This window comes from Clostridium sp. (genome assembly GCF_021372645.1).
Taxonomy (GTDB): domain Bacteria; phylum Bacillota; class Clostridia; order Clostridiales; family Clostridiaceae; genus Clostridium.
On record NZ_JAJFUC010000094.1, the window covers coordinates 37,222 to 53,208 of the forward strand.

General features: G+C 28.8%; 15 protein-coding genes and 1 pseudogene. 14 read left to right on the top strand and 2 right to left on the bottom strand.

Annotated elements, in window-relative coordinates:
* Positions 1–97 precede the first annotated feature (97 nt).
* The 9 genes from LLF98_RS14085 (at position 98) to LLF98_RS14125 (ending at position 9,865) form a co-directional block, all read left to right on the top strand.
* Positions 98–856 carry a YdcF family protein gene (locus tag LLF98_RS14085; RefSeq protein ID WP_291704676.1) on the top strand — a complete coding sequence of 253 codons (759 nt, stop codon included), beginning with the start codon at positions 98–100 and terminating at the stop codon, positions 854–856.
* A 114-nt stretch (positions 857–970) separates the two neighbouring features.
* Positions 971–1,828, top strand: coding sequence for a pseudouridine synthase (locus LLF98_RS14090; protein ID WP_291704678.1), 858 nt, complete (start codon positions 971–973; stop codon positions 1,826–1,828).
* A gap of 148 nt (positions 1,829–1,976) precedes the next feature.
* A complete protein-coding gene (locus tag LLF98_RS14095; protein ID WP_291704680.1) occupies positions 1,977–2,306 on the top strand; it encodes a hypothetical protein in 330 nt (109 codons plus the stop codon).
* Positions 2,303–3,766 carry a HAMP domain-containing sensor histidine kinase gene (locus LLF98_RS14100; RefSeq protein WP_291704682.1) on the top strand — a complete coding sequence of 488 codons (1,464 nt, stop codon included), beginning with the start codon at positions 2,303–2,305 and terminating at the stop codon, positions 3,764–3,766. Before LLF98_RS14095 ends, LLF98_RS14100 begins: the two co-directional genes overlap by 4 nt.
* Positions 3,767–3,813: 47 nt before the next feature.
* Positions 3,814–4,512: a response regulator transcription factor gene (locus LLF98_RS14105; protein ID WP_291704683.1), complete on the top strand. Its 699-nt coding sequence runs from the start codon at positions 3,814–3,816 to the stop codon at positions 4,510–4,512.
* A 468-nt stretch (positions 4,513–4,980) separates the two neighbouring features.
* Complete coding sequence (locus LLF98_RS14110) at positions 4,981–6,195, top strand: TolC family protein (RefSeq protein ID WP_291704685.1); 1,215 nt, start codon at positions 4,981–4,983, stop codon at positions 6,193–6,195.
* 1 nt (position 6,196) lies between these two features.
* Positions 6,197–7,684 (top strand): efflux RND transporter periplasmic adaptor subunit, encoded by a 1,488-nt coding sequence (locus LLF98_RS14115; protein WP_291704687.1) that lies wholly within the window; start codon positions 6,197–6,199, stop codon positions 7,682–7,684.
* Between the two features lie 13 nt (positions 7,685–7,697).
* On the top strand, positions 7,698–8,435 hold the full coding sequence (locus tag LLF98_RS14120; RefSeq protein WP_291704689.1) for an ABC transporter ATP-binding protein: 738 nt from the start codon (positions 7,698–7,700) through the stop codon (positions 8,433–8,435).
* On the top strand, positions 8,426–9,865 hold the full coding sequence (locus tag LLF98_RS14125; protein ID WP_291704691.1) for an ABC transporter permease: 1,440 nt from the start codon (positions 8,426–8,428) through the stop codon (positions 9,863–9,865). Before LLF98_RS14120 ends, LLF98_RS14125 begins: the two co-directional genes overlap by 10 nt.
* 109 nt (positions 9,866–9,974) lie before the next feature.
* Here LLF98_RS14125 and LLF98_RS14130 read toward each other — a convergent pair whose 3' ends face one another.
* The gene (locus tag LLF98_RS14130; protein WP_291704693.1) at positions 9,975–10,598 is read right to left on the bottom strand and encodes a manganese efflux pump; all 624 of its coding nucleotides are present in this window, start codon (positions 10,596–10,598) and stop codon (positions 9,975–9,977) included.
* Between the two features lie 319 nt (positions 10,599–10,917).
* On the opposite strand from LLF98_RS14130, the gene leuA reads away from it, so the two are divergent.
* The 5 genes from leuA (at position 10,918) to LLF98_RS14155 (ending at position 15,435) form a co-directional block, all read left to right on the top strand.
* Complete coding sequence (gene leuA, locus LLF98_RS14135; RefSeq protein WP_291704695.1) at positions 10,918–12,588, top strand: 2-isopropylmalate synthase; 1,671 nt, start codon at positions 10,918–10,920, stop codon at positions 12,586–12,588.
* Between the two features lie 52 nt (positions 12,589–12,640).
* Positions 12,641–12,937 (top strand): PD-(D/E)XK nuclease domain-containing protein, encoded by a 297-nt coding sequence (locus LLF98_RS14140; RefSeq protein WP_291704697.1) that lies wholly within the window; start codon positions 12,641–12,643, stop codon positions 12,935–12,937.
* 490 nt (positions 12,938–13,427) lie between these two features.
* On the top strand, positions 13,428–14,276 hold the full coding sequence (locus LLF98_RS14145; RefSeq protein ID WP_291704698.1) for a hypothetical protein: 849 nt from the start codon (positions 13,428–13,430) through the stop codon (positions 14,274–14,276).
* A gap of 163 nt (positions 14,277–14,439) precedes the next feature.
* On the top strand, positions 14,440–15,225 hold the full coding sequence (locus LLF98_RS14150) for a DUF4839 domain-containing protein (protein ID WP_291704700.1): 786 nt from the start codon (positions 14,440–14,442) through the stop codon (positions 15,223–15,225).
* Between the two features lie 24 nt (positions 15,226–15,249).
* Positions 15,250–15,435 (top strand): TM2 domain-containing protein, encoded by a 186-nt coding sequence (locus LLF98_RS14155; protein ID WP_291704702.1) that lies wholly within the window; start codon positions 15,250–15,252, stop codon positions 15,433–15,435.
* 360 nt (positions 15,436–15,795) lie between these two features.
* Here LLF98_RS14155 and LLF98_RS14160 read toward each other — a convergent pair.
* Positions 15,796–15,987 (bottom strand): annotated as a pseudogene (locus LLF98_RS14160) (transposase); the annotation flags it as partial.

Sequence of the window (15,987 nt, forward strand, 5' to 3'; positions counted from 1 at the left end):
TTTGCTTTCAAGATTAAATCTTTACATTAGGGATTTAATCTTAATTTATTTATATATATGGTGTCTATAGAAATAAATTAATAAGGGGAAATGAAGTTTGAGAAAATTTTGGGACATTGCATTAGGAATAGTATTAATTTTATATATAATAGCTATAAATATTATGAGTAGTGCAAGACTTGCATTTAGTTTGCCAATTGTAATTTTAGGTATTATATTAATATCATATCATTTTGTTAAGAATAAAATAAATGAAGGTAAGTTTCTGTCTAAAGAATTTAAGTTTATAAAGATGTTTTTATGTATTGGATTTATATGTTTCTTGGTAATAGAATCTGTAATAATAAGTTATCCTAAGCATAATGAAAATAAGGATGATTATATTCTTGTATTAGGAGCTGGACTTAGTAATAAAACAACTCCTAGTTTAATACTTCAAGGGAGACTTTATGCAGCAATAAAGTGTCTAGAGAAAAATGATACTGGATATATTGTTTTATCTGGAGGGCAAGGGATAGATGAGGATTTACCAGAATCTCATGTCATGAGTAAGTATTTACAGGACTGTGGTGTAGATAAGGAAAGAATAATAATTGAAGATGAATCTAGAAATACTAATCAAAACTTTAAGTATTCTAAGGAAAAAATAGAAGAACATAGTCATAAATCATTGGATGAAGTTAATGTTAAGATAATAACAACGGATTTTCATGCATTTAGAAGTAGTATTTTAGCAAAGAGAAATGGATATGTGAATTTTGATAATTATTCTAGTGCTACAGTGTGGTACTTGATTCCTGTAACATATACTAGAGAGGCTTTTGCAATTGTAAAGAGTTTGCTGTTTGATAAATAAACAGTTAATACAAAAAATTAACATTGAAATTTGAGAAAAATAATAACAAAATATATATTACATTGTGACGAGTTATTTTTTGATGATATTTATATGAAAGGATAAGTTTTTAGAATGAGAATAAATAAACTTTTTAGTAACTATGGAATTTGTTCTAGAAAAGAAACTAATAGGCTAATTGAGGAAAAAAGAGTTAAAGTAAATGAGGCGTTTTGCGTTTTAGGACAATGGGTGGAAATAGAAAAGGATAAAATTCTTCTTGATAATAAACCTATTTCAGTACAGAAAAGAGTTTATATTGCACTTAATAAACCAGTTGGAATTACTTGTACGGCAGAAGATAAAGTTAAGGATAATATAATTGATTTTATGAAATATCCTCAGTATATATTTCCAGTTGGTAGGCTAGATAAGGAATCTCAAGGCCTTATAATTATGACTAATGATGGAAATTTAGCTAATGAAATTTTAGAATCAGAAAATATTCATGAAAAGGAATATATAGTTACGGTTCATAAAACTTTTGATGATGAGTTTCTTGGAAAAATGGCTGAGGGAGTTGAAATTGCAGGGAATGAAAGTTCTGGGATTAAGAGAATATCAGATACATTGGGTGTATACAAGAATGAAAATGACAATGAACTTAATTTGGGAAAAGAGAATTTTGATAAGTTAAATAAGGTACAATTAACAGAATTAAAGAAAAACAAAGCTAATAAGAAGAACTTTGTTAGAACAAGACCCTGTAAAGTTAGTAGAATTAATGAAAATACATTTAGAATAATATTGACCCAAGGTCTTAATAAACAAATTCGAAAGATGAGTGGGGCTTTAGGATATAAGGTTATAAAACTTGAAAGAATTAGAATTATGAATATAAGTATTTCTGGAATAAAGATTGGAAAATGGAGAGAACTTAACGAAGAAGAAGTAGAAGACCTTAAAGCTAGAGTTGCTACTAAAATAGAGTAACTAATTTATAATAAAGTTTTTATTAATAAAAACCTTATATTTAAATTAGAGTTTATATAATTAGGAAGACATTTTGTGAAAGAAATACAACGTGAGGTTAAATATTTTGTTAATAATAAAACTTTAAGGAATATGGAGAGATAATGAGATGGATAAAAAATATATAAATGCAATAGAAGCTTCAAAGAAATATAATTTATGTTTAAAAGTAGTTACATCAGTAAAAAGCTTTGATTCATACAATAGTTTCTTTAATATTTATGATGAAGCAGAAGAACCCTGCAGGAGAATTGTTGTTCTTACTAAAACTAAAGAATTAGAAGAAGTTTATGATGAAAATCCCACTGAAAAATTAGAAGAATGCAGAATTGTAGATGGAAACATATGGATTAGAGATTATTCTTTACTTGTTAGTCCTAAAAAAATTGATTTGGCAGATTTAATTGTTGATAAAACATTGGTTGAGAAAATAATATGAGAATAAAAAAGAGGCTTACAATATCAAATATTCTTATGCTTTTAGTACCTATAGTAATTATATTTATTATTGCTGGCATAATGAATATACCATTTTCTAAGGCATATGAAAGTAAATTCGAAAGTAAAAGAGAGAGCGATCAATATGCTTATTTTATTCAGCAGAGCTTAAGACCTGATATGAAGAGATTTGATAACAAAGATGATTTTGCTAAGTTACCAGTGGAGTTACAGAATTTTCTTGGACCTAAAGGATATCATTTAGTAATTACATACGATGGAGAAATAATTTCATCTAATATTACAGATGAAGACAAAGATGCTATTTCTAAAATAGGAGATGATATGCTTTTTAAGTCCAATTCTTTAGTACTTGAGATGAATTCAACTTCTTTAGTTAAAAATAGTTTTATAAAGGAAAATAAAATTGTAAATATTATTGCAATTAATTCATCGTATAAACCTACAAGGATTGATATGAAACATGAAATGGCGAGTTTTATGATGAGCTATATAATTATAGTATTTATTATTTCGCTTATTGTGGTTACTTTAACTAATGGTATACTATCAACTAAAATTTACAAGAAATTAATTGTTCCTCTTGAACTTTTAAGTTACGGAGCTGAACAGATTAAAAATGGTAATCTTGATTTTAAAATGAATTATGATAGTGACGATGAGTTTAGGCAAGTTTGCGGTGATTTTGATGAAATGAGATTAAGGTTAAAAGATTCTGTTGATTCTCAATTAAAATATGAGGAAGACAGAAAGCAATTGGTAGTTGGAATATCTCATGATTTAAGAACTCCACTCACAGCAATTAAAGGATATGTAGAAGGATTAATAGATGGCATAGCCAAAACACCTGAAAAACAAAAAAAATATCTAAATACAATTTATACTAAAGCATGCGACATGGATATACTTGTAGATAGGTTATTTTTATTTTCAAAATTGGATACAGGTAATTTCCCATTTAAATTTGACATAGTAAATATAAAGGAATATATGGAAAGATTTTATAATTATGTAAAAGACGAGTTTTATGGAAAAGATGTTGAGCTTTTTTTCTATAGTAAATGTGACGATTTATGTAGAGTAAAAATAGATTGTCAGGAAATGAATAGAGTTCTTTTGAATATAGTAGAAAATAGTGTTAAATATAAGGGTGATTGTAAAGGTAAAATCAAAATTAATTTATATGAAGAAGAAGATTATGTAGTTTTAGAACTTAATGATAATGGAAAAGGTGTAATGGAAGAAGAAATTTCTAATTTGTTTGTAAGTTTTTATAGAGGTGATGCTTCAAGGACAAATCCTAATGAAGGAAGTGGACTTGGACTCGCTATAGCAAAGAATATTGTAGAAGCCCATGGAGGGGAGATCGTAGCTTATAATATGAAGGGGCTTACAATTAAGATAACTCTTCCAAAAGTTTTTGATAAAAATTTTATATAGTATGAATATTACAATATTGATTTTTAAAACAAAAAGGAGGAATTTAAGTGAAAAGTATACTTATTATAGAAGATGATCAAAGCATTGCTGAATTAGAACAAGATTATCTTGAAGTATCTGGTTTTCAAACTGAAATTGCAAGTACAGGAACTGAAGGATTAGAACTTGCATTAAATAAAAAATTTGATTTAATATTATTAGATGTAATGCTACCAGGCAAAGATGGATTTAAGGTATGTGAGGAAATAAGAGCTGTTAAGGAAATTCCAATTTTAATTGTTACTGCTAAAAAAGAAGATATTTATAAGATACAAGGACTTGGAATTGGAGCAGATGATTACATTGTAAAACCATTTAGTCCCAGCGAACTTGTAGCACGAGTAAATGCACATATATCCCGTTATGAACGTCTTACAAACATAGAAAAAGATAATAATATTGAACGAAGCTCAATAACTATTGGAAGAATTAAAATTCTACTTAAGGCAAGACGAGTTTATATTGGAGAAGAGGAGGTTAAGTTTGCCAATAAAGAATTTGAATTATTGATGTTCTTAGCATCAAATCCGAATATTGTTTTTTCTAAGGAGAAGCTATTAGATCGAATTTGGGGAGAAGAATCTTTCGGTGATAGTTCAACTGTCACGGTACATATTAATAGAATAAGAGAAAAAATTGAGTTAGATAGCAGCAATCCTGAGTATATTGAAACTGTGTGGGGAGCTGGATATAGATTTAATATATAGATAACAAAAGTAAAAACTACACTAATGCGTATAACCCGCTGAAATAAAGGGCATGCAATTGTTCCGGTTACTGAAGATTTTTCTGGGTGCTTATAATAAAGGAAACTCGAATCTTATTCACTCGCTGAGTAAGTGATTCACACCAAATCATAGATTTGAGTTCTCTACTTAAGAAGCACAGCCATCAAAATCTTTTGATGTAACACTGCACAAAAGCATGACCTTTATTTCTGGTTTTGGTTATATATCCAAAGTATAAGCGTAATTTAGAACTTGGATATTTATATGAAATTTATAGAGCAAAAATATAAATTACGGGGTAAAAATTTAACAAAAATTTAACATAAGTTTATATTTTGTTTATATTTGTTTTATAGGAAGGTTATAATTAACTATTATACTAAAAACAGAAATAAAATTACATTTAAACAAAAAAATTTATAATGGCAAATTGAGGAGGAGACAAAATTGAAAAAAGCATTTATAAGTTCTTTAATTATGACTTTAATGGTAGCAAACATATCTTTAGCAAATATATTTAGTGTACAAGCAGCTACAACTGACAACACTGTAGCTACAACTGACAACACCATTAAAGTATCTTTAGACAACATAAGAGATATCATGAGTGAAAATAATTTGGATATGAAAGTATACTATAATAATCAACAACTAGCAAAAGAAGAATATGAGAACGCTAAAGATGTAACCATTCCTGATTTAGAAGCTGCTGAAAAAACTGCACAAGATAATTATGACAATTTTACCCTAGCAGCTGATGGATTAAATGCTACTGATCAGATAAAGTTTAAAACAGCACTAACTTCTGCTACGTCAGCTTTAGAAAATGCTCAAAATAATTTAACAACACTTAAATATAACTTGAGATCAGCTAATATTGAATATGAACAAAAGGTAGAAAAGGCAGTTTATCAAGCACAACAAGATTATATAAAGTATTTATCTTATTTGTCTGATGAACAATTAAATGAGGATACTGTAAAGTCTCAAGAAAAAGTAGTACAAGTATCCAAGCTTAAATATGACTATGGATTTATTTCTAAAAATGAATATACTTCTTCATTACAAAACAATACCGACTCAATTAATAAATATAATGAATCAAAGGATGCAGAAGAACTTGCAAAAACAAATTTATATACTACTTTAGGAATTTCATCTGGAGAAAAAGTAACATTCAATACAGATATAAACGAAGACTTTGCAAAGATTTCAAAAATTAACTATAATGATGATTTAGCAAAAATGTTAGATAATAATGTAGACATACAACTTCAAAATATAGCAATTGATAAATTAAATGATCAAATAGATGCAGAAACTACTACTACTGACTATACGGACACTATTGATCAGTATAATACAGACAATAATCAAATTTTGTTAAAGCAAAAAATGAGTGATGCAGAGGCAAGCTTTAAGGGACAATATAATATCCTTATGAATTCTTACAATTCCATAAAGAGTAGCTATGATGAGATAATTCAAAAGCAAAAAGAGTATCAAACTATACAAACAAAATATGATTATGGCTTTGCATCTAAAAAAGAAGTAGATGATGCAAAACTTGCTTTAGATAATGATAGTTCTACTTTTAATGCAAGCAAAAATACGCTTTATGTAAATTATTTACGTTATATTCAAATGAAAGAAGGATATTAAATTGAAGCTATTATTTAACAAGAAAAGTTCAGAGAACAAAGAAATTACCAATAAAGGAATTATAACTAAAAAGTTCCTAAATAAAAAGATAATAAGTGTAATATGTGTATTACTTGTTATAGCTTTAGGATTTACAATCTACAAAGTTAAATTTGCTAAAAAAGCGAATACAACACAAAGTAATGTTAAGTATACTACCCTTAAGAAAACAAATATTTCAACTGCCATTAGTTCTTCAGGGGCTATAAAAAGTGGAGATTCTACAAATGTGTATTCAAACTTTTCATATAATGTTGAAAGCATCAAGGTAGAGGTTGGAGATGTAGTGAAAAAAGGAGATGTATTAGCAACAATAGATACTACAACTTTGGAAGAAGACATTGCTCAGTCAACTCAAAGTGTTACTGCTAATGAAGCAAAAGCTAGTTTAGCAGTAAATACTGCAAAGCAAAAATATGACAATTTACAATATTTATATGATAATAATTTGAATACAGACATAATAAATGCAGAAAAAGCTGTTGATACAGCAAAACTTGATTTAGAAGATAAAACTAAAACTTATGAATATGATAAAGCAATGCTTGCAAATGGAGCAATGTCACAAGATGCAGTGAACAAAGCAGAAATAGCTGTTGAGAATGCACAAAGTACTTCTGACAAAGCAACTGTTGCATTAGAAGCTACAAAGGTTACTACTAATCAAAGTCTAGCTGAAGCAAAAACTGCTTATGAAACTGCACAGGCAAGTGCTAATGATAAAAGTGCTAGACTTCAATTAGAAAATAAGCAAGCAGAATTAAAAAATCGTGAAGTAGTAGCTCCGGTTGATGGAACAATAACTAATGTAAATGCAGTAGTAGGTGTACAAGCTAGTGGGGCACTATTCGTAATTCAAGATTTAAATAATTTAATAGTAAATGTAAGTGTTGATGAAACAGATATTGCCAAGGTAAAAGTTGGACAAAGAGCTGAAATAACAACAGATGCATCAGGCGCAGATATTATTGCGGGTGAAGTTGTAAGTGCTGAACCGGTTTCTAGTACAGCTAGTGCAAGTACTAGTAGTACTAGTAGCAGCAGTGGTAGTAGCAAAACTACTACTAGTACTACTAGTAATTCAACAAGTAGTGATGTAACATTTAATGTTAAAGTGCAACTAACAGGTAAAAATGATAAGGTAAAAATAGGTATGAATTCCGTAGTAAACATTATTACAGATGAAAAGAATGACATATACTCAGTACCATATGGAGCAGTGGTTAAGAATAAGGGAGAAAGTTCAGTATATGCTGCAGTAAAACAAGGTACACAATATATTGTTAAAGAAATTCCTGTAACTAAAGGTATAGAATCAGCTGCTAATGTTGAAATTGAGGGTGCAGATCTTTCGGATGGGATGATTATACTTAGTGATCCATCAAGTTATTCAGTTGGAAGTAATGTAGCAATAAGTGATGCAACACCAAGTAGGAAACAAAATAAGTAGGGAGGTGAATTTTTTGAGTAATAATATAATAGAAATGAAAAATATTATTAAAAGCTTTTATATAGGAACTCCAAATGAATTAAATATTTTAAAAGGGATTGACATTACAGTAAAAGAAGGGGAATTTGTATCTATTATTGGAACATCGGGTTCTGGAAAAAGTACTTTGATGAATATTATAGGTGCACTTGATAGACCAACATCTGGAAAATATGTATTAGATGGTACTAATATTGATGAAATATCAGATAATGGTTTATCAGAAGTAAGAAATAAGCAAATAGGATTTGTATTTCAAACCTATAATTTAATACCAAGAAGTTCAGCTTTAAAAAATGTTGAATTACCAATGCTTTATTATGGTATGAATAAAAAAGATAGAAGACAACGTGCAGAAGAGCTTCTAGAACTTGTTGGAATGAAAGACAGAATGTCTCATCAACCTAGTGAATTATCAGGAGGGCAAAAGCAAAGAGTTGCAATTGCTCGTGCTCTTGCAAATAATCCCAGTATAATACTTGCAGATGAACCAACAGGAGCTCTTGACTCTACAACTGGAAGAATGGTTATGGATTTATTTCATAAAATTCATGAAGAAGAAGGAAAAACCATTGTGCTTATAACTCACAATAATGAACTTGCAGAAGAAACTCAAAGAATTATAACTTTAAGAGACGGAAATATAACATCAGTTGCAGATAATGAAAAGTATTATAGAAGATTCCGAGAAGAGGAAAAAATATGTTTATAAAAGAAAATATACTGCTTGCTATAGCAGGCCTTAGAGCTAATAAAATGCGTTCGTTACTTACAATGCTTGGAATAATAATAGGTATAGCATCTGTAATTGGTGTTGTTTCAGTTGGAAATGCAATGACATCTTCTGTAACAAGTTCAATGTCTTCAATGGGTGCTACTAATATTACGGTTAATGTTCAAGAAAAAAGCACAACAAGTACTACTAGTAAAAATAATACAAGTGGAAATAATTCAGCTGGCAGCTCACAAGCTGGTAACAAAGGAACACAAGCCGGTGGTAACGCACAAGGTGGTAACAGAGGTACACAAGCTGGTGGCGGTGGAATACCAGGTGTCGGTGGCGGTGGAAGTTTTGGTGGTGGTGGAGCACCAGGCGGCGGTGGTGGCAGGCAAGGTAAGTCAAGTAGTACGGCAAAGGATATTGATCTTATGACTATGGATCAGATAAACACATTACAAGAAAATTTTAGTGATAAAATAAGTTCCATAAGTATGAATGAAAGCGATGTTTCAGGTAAAGTTAAAAATGAGACAACATTTGCTAATATAAATACAGTGGGTACAAATGTTGGCTATCAAGATGTTAAGAATATAGCAATGCAAGAAGGAAGATATCTTGGACAAAATGATATTGATGAAGTAAAAAATGTTGCAGTAGTTTCTGATAAATTAGCAGTAAAAATATTTGGTAATACGGATCCTATAGGTCAAGATATAAAAGTTTATACATCAAATGCTATTTTCACATATACTGTAGTTGGAGTATATAAATATCAAGCGTCAGGTAATAGTAGAACAACATCTGATGATAATTTAACTACAGATTTATATATTCCGATAAGTGTTGCAAAGAAAACAGCAACTAATAAAAATTATCAAACATTTACAATAAAACCTAAGGATGGTGTGGATGTTCAAGCATTTACAACTGAAGTAACAACTTATTTATCTACGCTTTATGCAAGAAATAGCAAGTTTGAAGCTGTGGCAAGTAATATGGAAAGTATGCTTGAATCAAGGACATCAATGATGAGTTCAATATCAATTGCTATATCTGCAATTGCTGGAATATCACTTTTAGTTGGTGGAATTGGAGTAATGAATATAATGCTTGTTTCTGTTACTGAAAGAACAAGAGAAATAGGAACGAGAAAAGCACTTGGAGCCAAGAGCAGTCATATACAAATGCAATTTATAGTTGAATCAATTATAATATGTTCAATAGGTGGCATTCTGGGAATACTCCTTGGTGTAGGACTTGGTACAATGGGTTCAAAAGCAATGGGATATTCAGCAGCAATATCACCATGGGTAATTATAATAAGTTTCGGATTTTCAATGTTTATTGGTGTTTTCTTTGGATATTATCCAGCTAAGAAGGCAGCAAAGCTTGACCCAATTGAAGCACTTAGATACGAATAAAATTATAATGATAACTTTAAAGAATTAATTATTAATTAAGGATAAAAACTCAGAGTTAAAATGACAGTCCAAAGCTAAGATTTGGATTGTCACTTTTTTTGATTATGCCTTATATAAAGGCTTCATATATTCCTAAAATTATTAAAATTATTCCAGAAACTAAATTTGAATATTTGTTAAACCATTTTGAGATATAAATATCAGAATTTAAATATCCTAAATAAACACTAACTATAGTAATAATAAAATTAAAGAATACACTAATACTAATACTAATTCCAGTCATACTAGCTGCAAAACCAGTGAATAGATTATTTTGTAGAAGAGCAAGAGAAAGATTTAAACATTCTTTTATATCTATATGATTTGATTTATCAGAATCTATTGCATTAGTATCCTCTAAAATATTTTCATATTTCAATGAGCTTTCAAAATAATAAGAAGTATCATAGCCAGCATGTTTTGTTTCTAATCTAATATATTCAACTATAAAATAAACTCCAATAAAGCTTAAAAGGATAGCACCAAATATGTTACCAAGCGACCGTTGAAATAAATGCAGAATTAATTTACCAAAATACATGGAAATAAATGTACCCATAGAAGTTATTATTGCAAGTAATAGTGTGATAAATTTAGTTAAATGTATTTTTTTGATTCCATAAGATAAAGAAACTTTTAAGGTGTTTAAATTTGAAGAAATAGATAATAAAAATGGTGATAAAAAAATCATATGAAACTCCTAAGAATTACTTTAATACAATATATTCATATAATCCAAAAAGGATTATATTTTGATAAATTTATAAAATATGTGCACAAATATTATGAAAAATGACTGAAATGTTTACATATAATCAACAGTATGGTAAAATACAGGTAATGTTTTTAAAATTTAAAGAGGTGATGATAGGTGGGGTTAATAAGAAAGTAGATAAGAAAATAATATTTATTATTAAGCTTCGAGGTGTGGTTGAAGGACTGTATCTGGAAATTAAAAAGCACATGGAAGCGAAGATTATAATAAATATATATTTTGGGAGGCTAATTAAATGTTAAATTATAAAAAATATAAAAGATTTGAGACAATAAAACTAAAGGATAGAACATGGCCAGATAATGAAATAACTAAGGCACCAATTTGGTGTAGTGTTGATTTAAGAGATGGAAATCAAGCTCTTATAAATCCAATGACGGTAGATGAAAAAGTAGAATTTTTTAATTTACTTGTTAAGCTTGGATTTAAAGAAATTGAAGTAGGATTTCCTTCAGCATCACAAATTGAATATGACTTTTTAAGAAAACTAATAGATGAAAATCATATTCCTGATGACGTTAAGGTACAAGTATTAACTCAAGCTAGACCACATCTAATTGAAAGAACTTTTGAAGCTTTAGAGGGTGTAAAACAAGCAATTGTTCATATATATAATTCAACTTCAGTACTTCAAAGAGACGTTGTATTTAATATGAGTAAAGAAGAAATTAAAGAAATTGCAGTTGAAGGAACTAAATTAGTTAAAGAATATGCAAAAGACTTTAATGGAGAGGTATTTTTAGAATATTCTCCAGAAAGCTTTACAGGAACAGAAGTTGAATATGCACTAGAAATTTGTGATGCTGTTTTAGATACATGGGGAGCAACTAAGGAAAATAAGGTTATAGTTAATCTTCCATCAACAGTACAAATGGATACTCCAAATATTTATGCTGATCAAATTGAATGGATGTGTAGAAACTTTAAAGATAGGGAAAGAGTAATTGTAAGTTTACATCCTCATAATGATAGAGGAACTGGAGTTGCTGATGCAGAACTTGCTCTTTTAGCAGGAGCTGATAGAGTTGAAGGAACTTTATTTGGTAATGGAGAAAGAACTGGGAATGTTGATGTATTGAATATTGCATATAACATGTTCTCCCATGGAGTTGATCCTAAGTTAAATATTGATAATATAAACGAAATAATAGAAGTATATGAAAGATGTGTTAAAATACCAGTACATGTAAGACATCCATATGCAGGTAACCTTGTATTTACAGCATTCTCAGGTTCACATCAAGATGCTATAAATAAGGGAATGAAGAAATATCAAGAAAGACATGATAATATATGGCAAGTACCATATTTGCCAATAGATCCAAGTGACTTAGGCAGAGAATATGAAGCTTTAGTTAGAATTAACAGCCAATCAGGCAAAGGTGGAATTGCTTTTGTTATGGATCATTGTTATGGATTTAAGATTCCAAAGACTATGCAAAAAGAATTTGCAGATGTAATTCAAAAACTTTCAGAAGAAAAAGGAGAAGTATCTCCAGCAGAAGTTATGGAAGCTTTTGAAAAGGAATATTTAAAGATAGAAACACCATTTAAGTTAGTTAAATGTACGATTTCTGATATCTCAGATGACGATGGTGAAGAAGACACTAAGGTAAATGTAACTATAGTTCATAACGGACAATCAAAGGAAATTGAAGGTATAGGAAATGGACCTATAGATGCATTTAAAAACTCACTAGCTGAAAGTAGATTAATCAATATTAATATTATAGATTACACAGAACATGCTTTAAGTACTGGTTCTGAAGCAAAAGCAGCATCTTATGTATATATGGAAAGAAATGATACAGGAAAGAAGACCTTTGGTGTTGGCGTTGATAGCAATATTACAAGAGCATCAATTAAATCGATGATTAGTGCAATTAATCGTCTATATTCTAAATAAGATATATGTTAAAATATTCCTATATATTTATATATAGGAATATTTTGTTGGAATGTTAATTTCTTTAAACGATACTCATGAAGTTTTATCTAATAGAGAAAGTGGCTATGGCAGATATGATGTAATGATAATACCTAGAGATACTTCTAAATTAGGTATTGTTATAGAATTTAAGAAACTTGATCCAGATGATTATGAGACTTTAGAGGAGACAGCAGCAGAAGCATTGAGTCAAATCAAAGATAAAAAATATTCTATAACTTTGGAAAATAGAGGCGTAGAAAATATAAAAGAGATTGGTATTGTGTTTAAAGGTAAAGATATATATATCAAAGAAAATGGAAAATAGATTAGGGTCTTGGCAGTATTATATTACGGTCAAGACCATTTTAATTTTACGAAAAAATTATTGTAATTTGAATAAGTTTGATAGAGCTGTAATATAGAAAAATTAGTGAATTAATTTTAGGAAAATAGTTTTAAATGTTCCTAGAAAACTTTGTTTATAGACTCATATAGGAAGATTTAAGGTATATTAAAGAAAATAACAAGCATGCTGATTTGTTTTTATTTTAATATGTCTAAGTAAGTTGATAAAGAATTAATTTAAGCATAGACAGTTGGTCTGTGCTTTTTGCGTAAAGGGATATAATTTGAAATTAAGTGTAACTATTTAGGTAGTTTTGGAAAAAATAATGTTATTTGGTATAAGTTGTAGTACAATTATATTATAAATTATCAAATGATGAGTATGTCTATAATGGGAAGTTGGAAAGCACCAGTGATTCAATTTTATAATAATGTTGATAAACTAAAATGTATACTTTGAGGAGGGTTTTATGATGTATTTTTTTGAGTTATATAATTCGTTAGATGGGAAAGAAAAGGTAACTTTTGTCGGAATAATAATAACTTTTGTAGGAGTTTTTTTTACATTTATAGCTGGTGTGGTGAATATCTATATTTCCCAAAAAAAATTAAGCATTGAAAACATTACATCCAATAGAGTTGAATGGATTAATACCTTACGAAAATATGTTTCTGATTTTATTATTGTATCAGATCTTAATAATATACAATCAATGGAAGTGAATAAAACAAGTGCTAGTAAATTTAGAGAAGATTTGTTGAGAGCAAGTTCGTTAATTAAATTACATTTAAACTTTAAAGGAGTGATTGATAAAAGAATACTTATTGAACTTGAAGAAGCTATAAATAAACTAAATTTGTTTGTTCATTTGAGATTAATTAATAAGGCAATGAACATTGAAAATTCAAAAAGTGGACTAAAACTATACTTTGATAAATATACGGATAGTAATTTATTAGATTATTTAATTAATTACTATAATAAAGATAATGAAGTTATTGAATCATCAATTAATAGCAATCAATTAGCGTTGAAAGAATTGAAAAAAACAATAATTGATAAATATTTCATGGAAACTAATGGGGAATTTTATGGGGAAAAATTTAAAACAGAAATTGATAGTCAGCTAGATTCAATTATTGAACAAGTAGGTAATAGTCGTTATAATATTATAAAATTGACACAGATATATTTAAAATCTGAATGGATTAGAGTAAAAAAGGAATCAAAGGCATGGCCATTTAATATATATTTTGAAAAACATATAATCAAAAAATTAGAAACAGAGTGGGATGAATTTAATTCAAATTTATGTTGATATGACTTTATATGTTACTGAAAGAAGTATGAAAAGAGATTTTGATTATAGGTAATCGTTGAATTAATTGGGTTTTTATGTAATGATTATATATGTTGAAATAGAAATTATTTTATAGTAGATTGACTGGTGGATAAATATGTTAATTGGGGGATGAACAAAAATGAAAAAAATAATTAGTGTTCTTTTAGCATGTATTATGGTTATGGCATTAGTTGGATGTGGTGGCAATTCGAACAAACATGAAGGTGAAGCAAAAACGCCGTCAGGTTCAAAGATTCAAAAAGGTAAAGATTATAACAAGGTAGTTGATGACTTTAAATCAAAAGGATTCAAGAACATCAAAACAGAAAAGCTTGAAGATTTAATTACAGGTTTGATGACAAAAGATGGAGAAGTTGAAGAAGTATCTGTTGGCGGCGATGTCAATTATTCTGCAGATGAATGGATATCTGAAGATGCAGAGGTTATTATTAAGTATCACACATTCAAAGGAAAAGATACTGAGAGTTCAGTAGAATCTGAGGCAAAGGCTGATTCAAATGCAAAAAAAACGACAGTAGAACTCTTAACAATAGATAATTGCAAAGATTTGGCAGAAATACTTAGTACAAAAGATGAGTTTAATCCTCTTATTAAAGAATTTGCTAAGAAGTATGCTGGAAAAACAATTGAGTTTGATGGTAATACCGCTGCTGTGAATCAACACGGAGATTATAAAACAAGATTTGACTATCTAATTCATACTGGAGACTATAATAAAACTAGTGTCTCGGGACCTTCTTTCCAATTTAGAGATGTTAATTATTTAGATTTGCATCTCACAGGAGATAGTGTTCCAGATACTTTAGGTGCAGGTCTTAATATCCATATCATTGCTACGGTTGGAGAATATAATGAAACTTCCGGTCTTTTTCAACTCAAGCCAGTTTCTATTAAAATGAGATAAATGTGATTAAAGAGGTGAGTAACAGTGGCGAAAAATAAATGGATATCATTCTTCTTATGCTTGTTTTTAGGTGTATTAGGAATACATAAATTTTATGAAGGTAGAATACTTTTGGGGATATTATATCTTTGTACAGGTGGGATTTTCGGAATAGGTATACTTATTGACTTAATTATCCTTTTGTTTAAGCCTAACCCATATTATCCTTGAAATTGATATTAAAATATCTTTGACACTTAACTTAATAAGATACTACTTGTTACGAGCAATATATTGAGAAAAAATTCGATCTATGCATAAAATTTTTGAGTAGAATAAAACTTCATAACTAGAATATACGGGGCTCCAACTATAAACAAAAACAGAGATAAACACTAGAAAATAATTAGAGTGTCTGACCTACGTACAGTTGTTTTGTATAAATTTAAATTAAACCATAATATCTACTAATTTAACTTATTATGGTTTTATTTGTTTTTATAAAATGTAACATTATATTATAAATAGAATTAAATGTAATTATATTCTTTCAGTTATGGCAATGTATCTTGTCAATGTAAATTTTAAACATTAACTTCCATAGAGTGTGAAGCAAAATTTTAAATAATAACCACTTCTACAAGAATAATAACATCTCTTAAACCATTTGATTCCGGATCTAAATAAACTGTAAATTCTAACTTGTTGTCCTTTTAAAGTTTTAGTAGCACCTATAACTTTATTCTTTCTATCTTTTTTACAAGAAACTCCAAGTGTTATAAT

Bases quoted from the DNA above. Each gene is read 5' to 3' on its own strand.
- LLF98_RS14090 (WP_291704678.1), top strand. From the start codon at position 971: ATGAGAATAAATAAACTTTTTAGTAACTATGGAATTTGTTCTAGAAAA.
- LLF98_RS14095 (WP_291704680.1), top strand. From the start codon at position 1,977: ATGGATAAAAAATATATAAATGCAATAGAAGCTTCAAAGAAATATAAT.
- LLF98_RS14100 (WP_291704682.1), top strand. From the start codon at position 2,303: ATGAGAATAAAAAAGAGGCTTACAATATCAAATATTCTTATGCTTTTA.
- LLF98_RS14125 (WP_291704691.1), top strand. From the start codon at position 8,426: ATGTTTATAAAAGAAAATATACTGCTTGCTATAGCAGGCCTTAGAGCT.
- LLF98_RS14130 (WP_291704693.1), bottom strand. From the start codon at position 10,598: ATGATTTTTTTATCACCATTTTTATTATCTATTTCTTCAAATTTAAAC.
- leuA (WP_291704695.1), top strand. From the start codon at position 10,918: ATGTTAAATTATAAAAAATATAAAAGATTTGAGACAATAAAACTAAAG.
- LLF98_RS14140 (WP_291704697.1), top strand. From the start codon at position 12,641: ATGTTAATTTCTTTAAACGATACTCATGAAGTTTTATCTAATAGAGAA.
- LLF98_RS14145 (WP_291704698.1), top strand. From the start codon at position 13,428: ATGATGTATTTTTTTGAGTTATATAATTCGTTAGATGGGAAAGAAAAG.
- LLF98_RS14150 (WP_291704700.1), top strand. From the start codon at position 14,440: ATGAAAAAAATAATTAGTGTTCTTTTAGCATGTATTATGGTTATGGCA.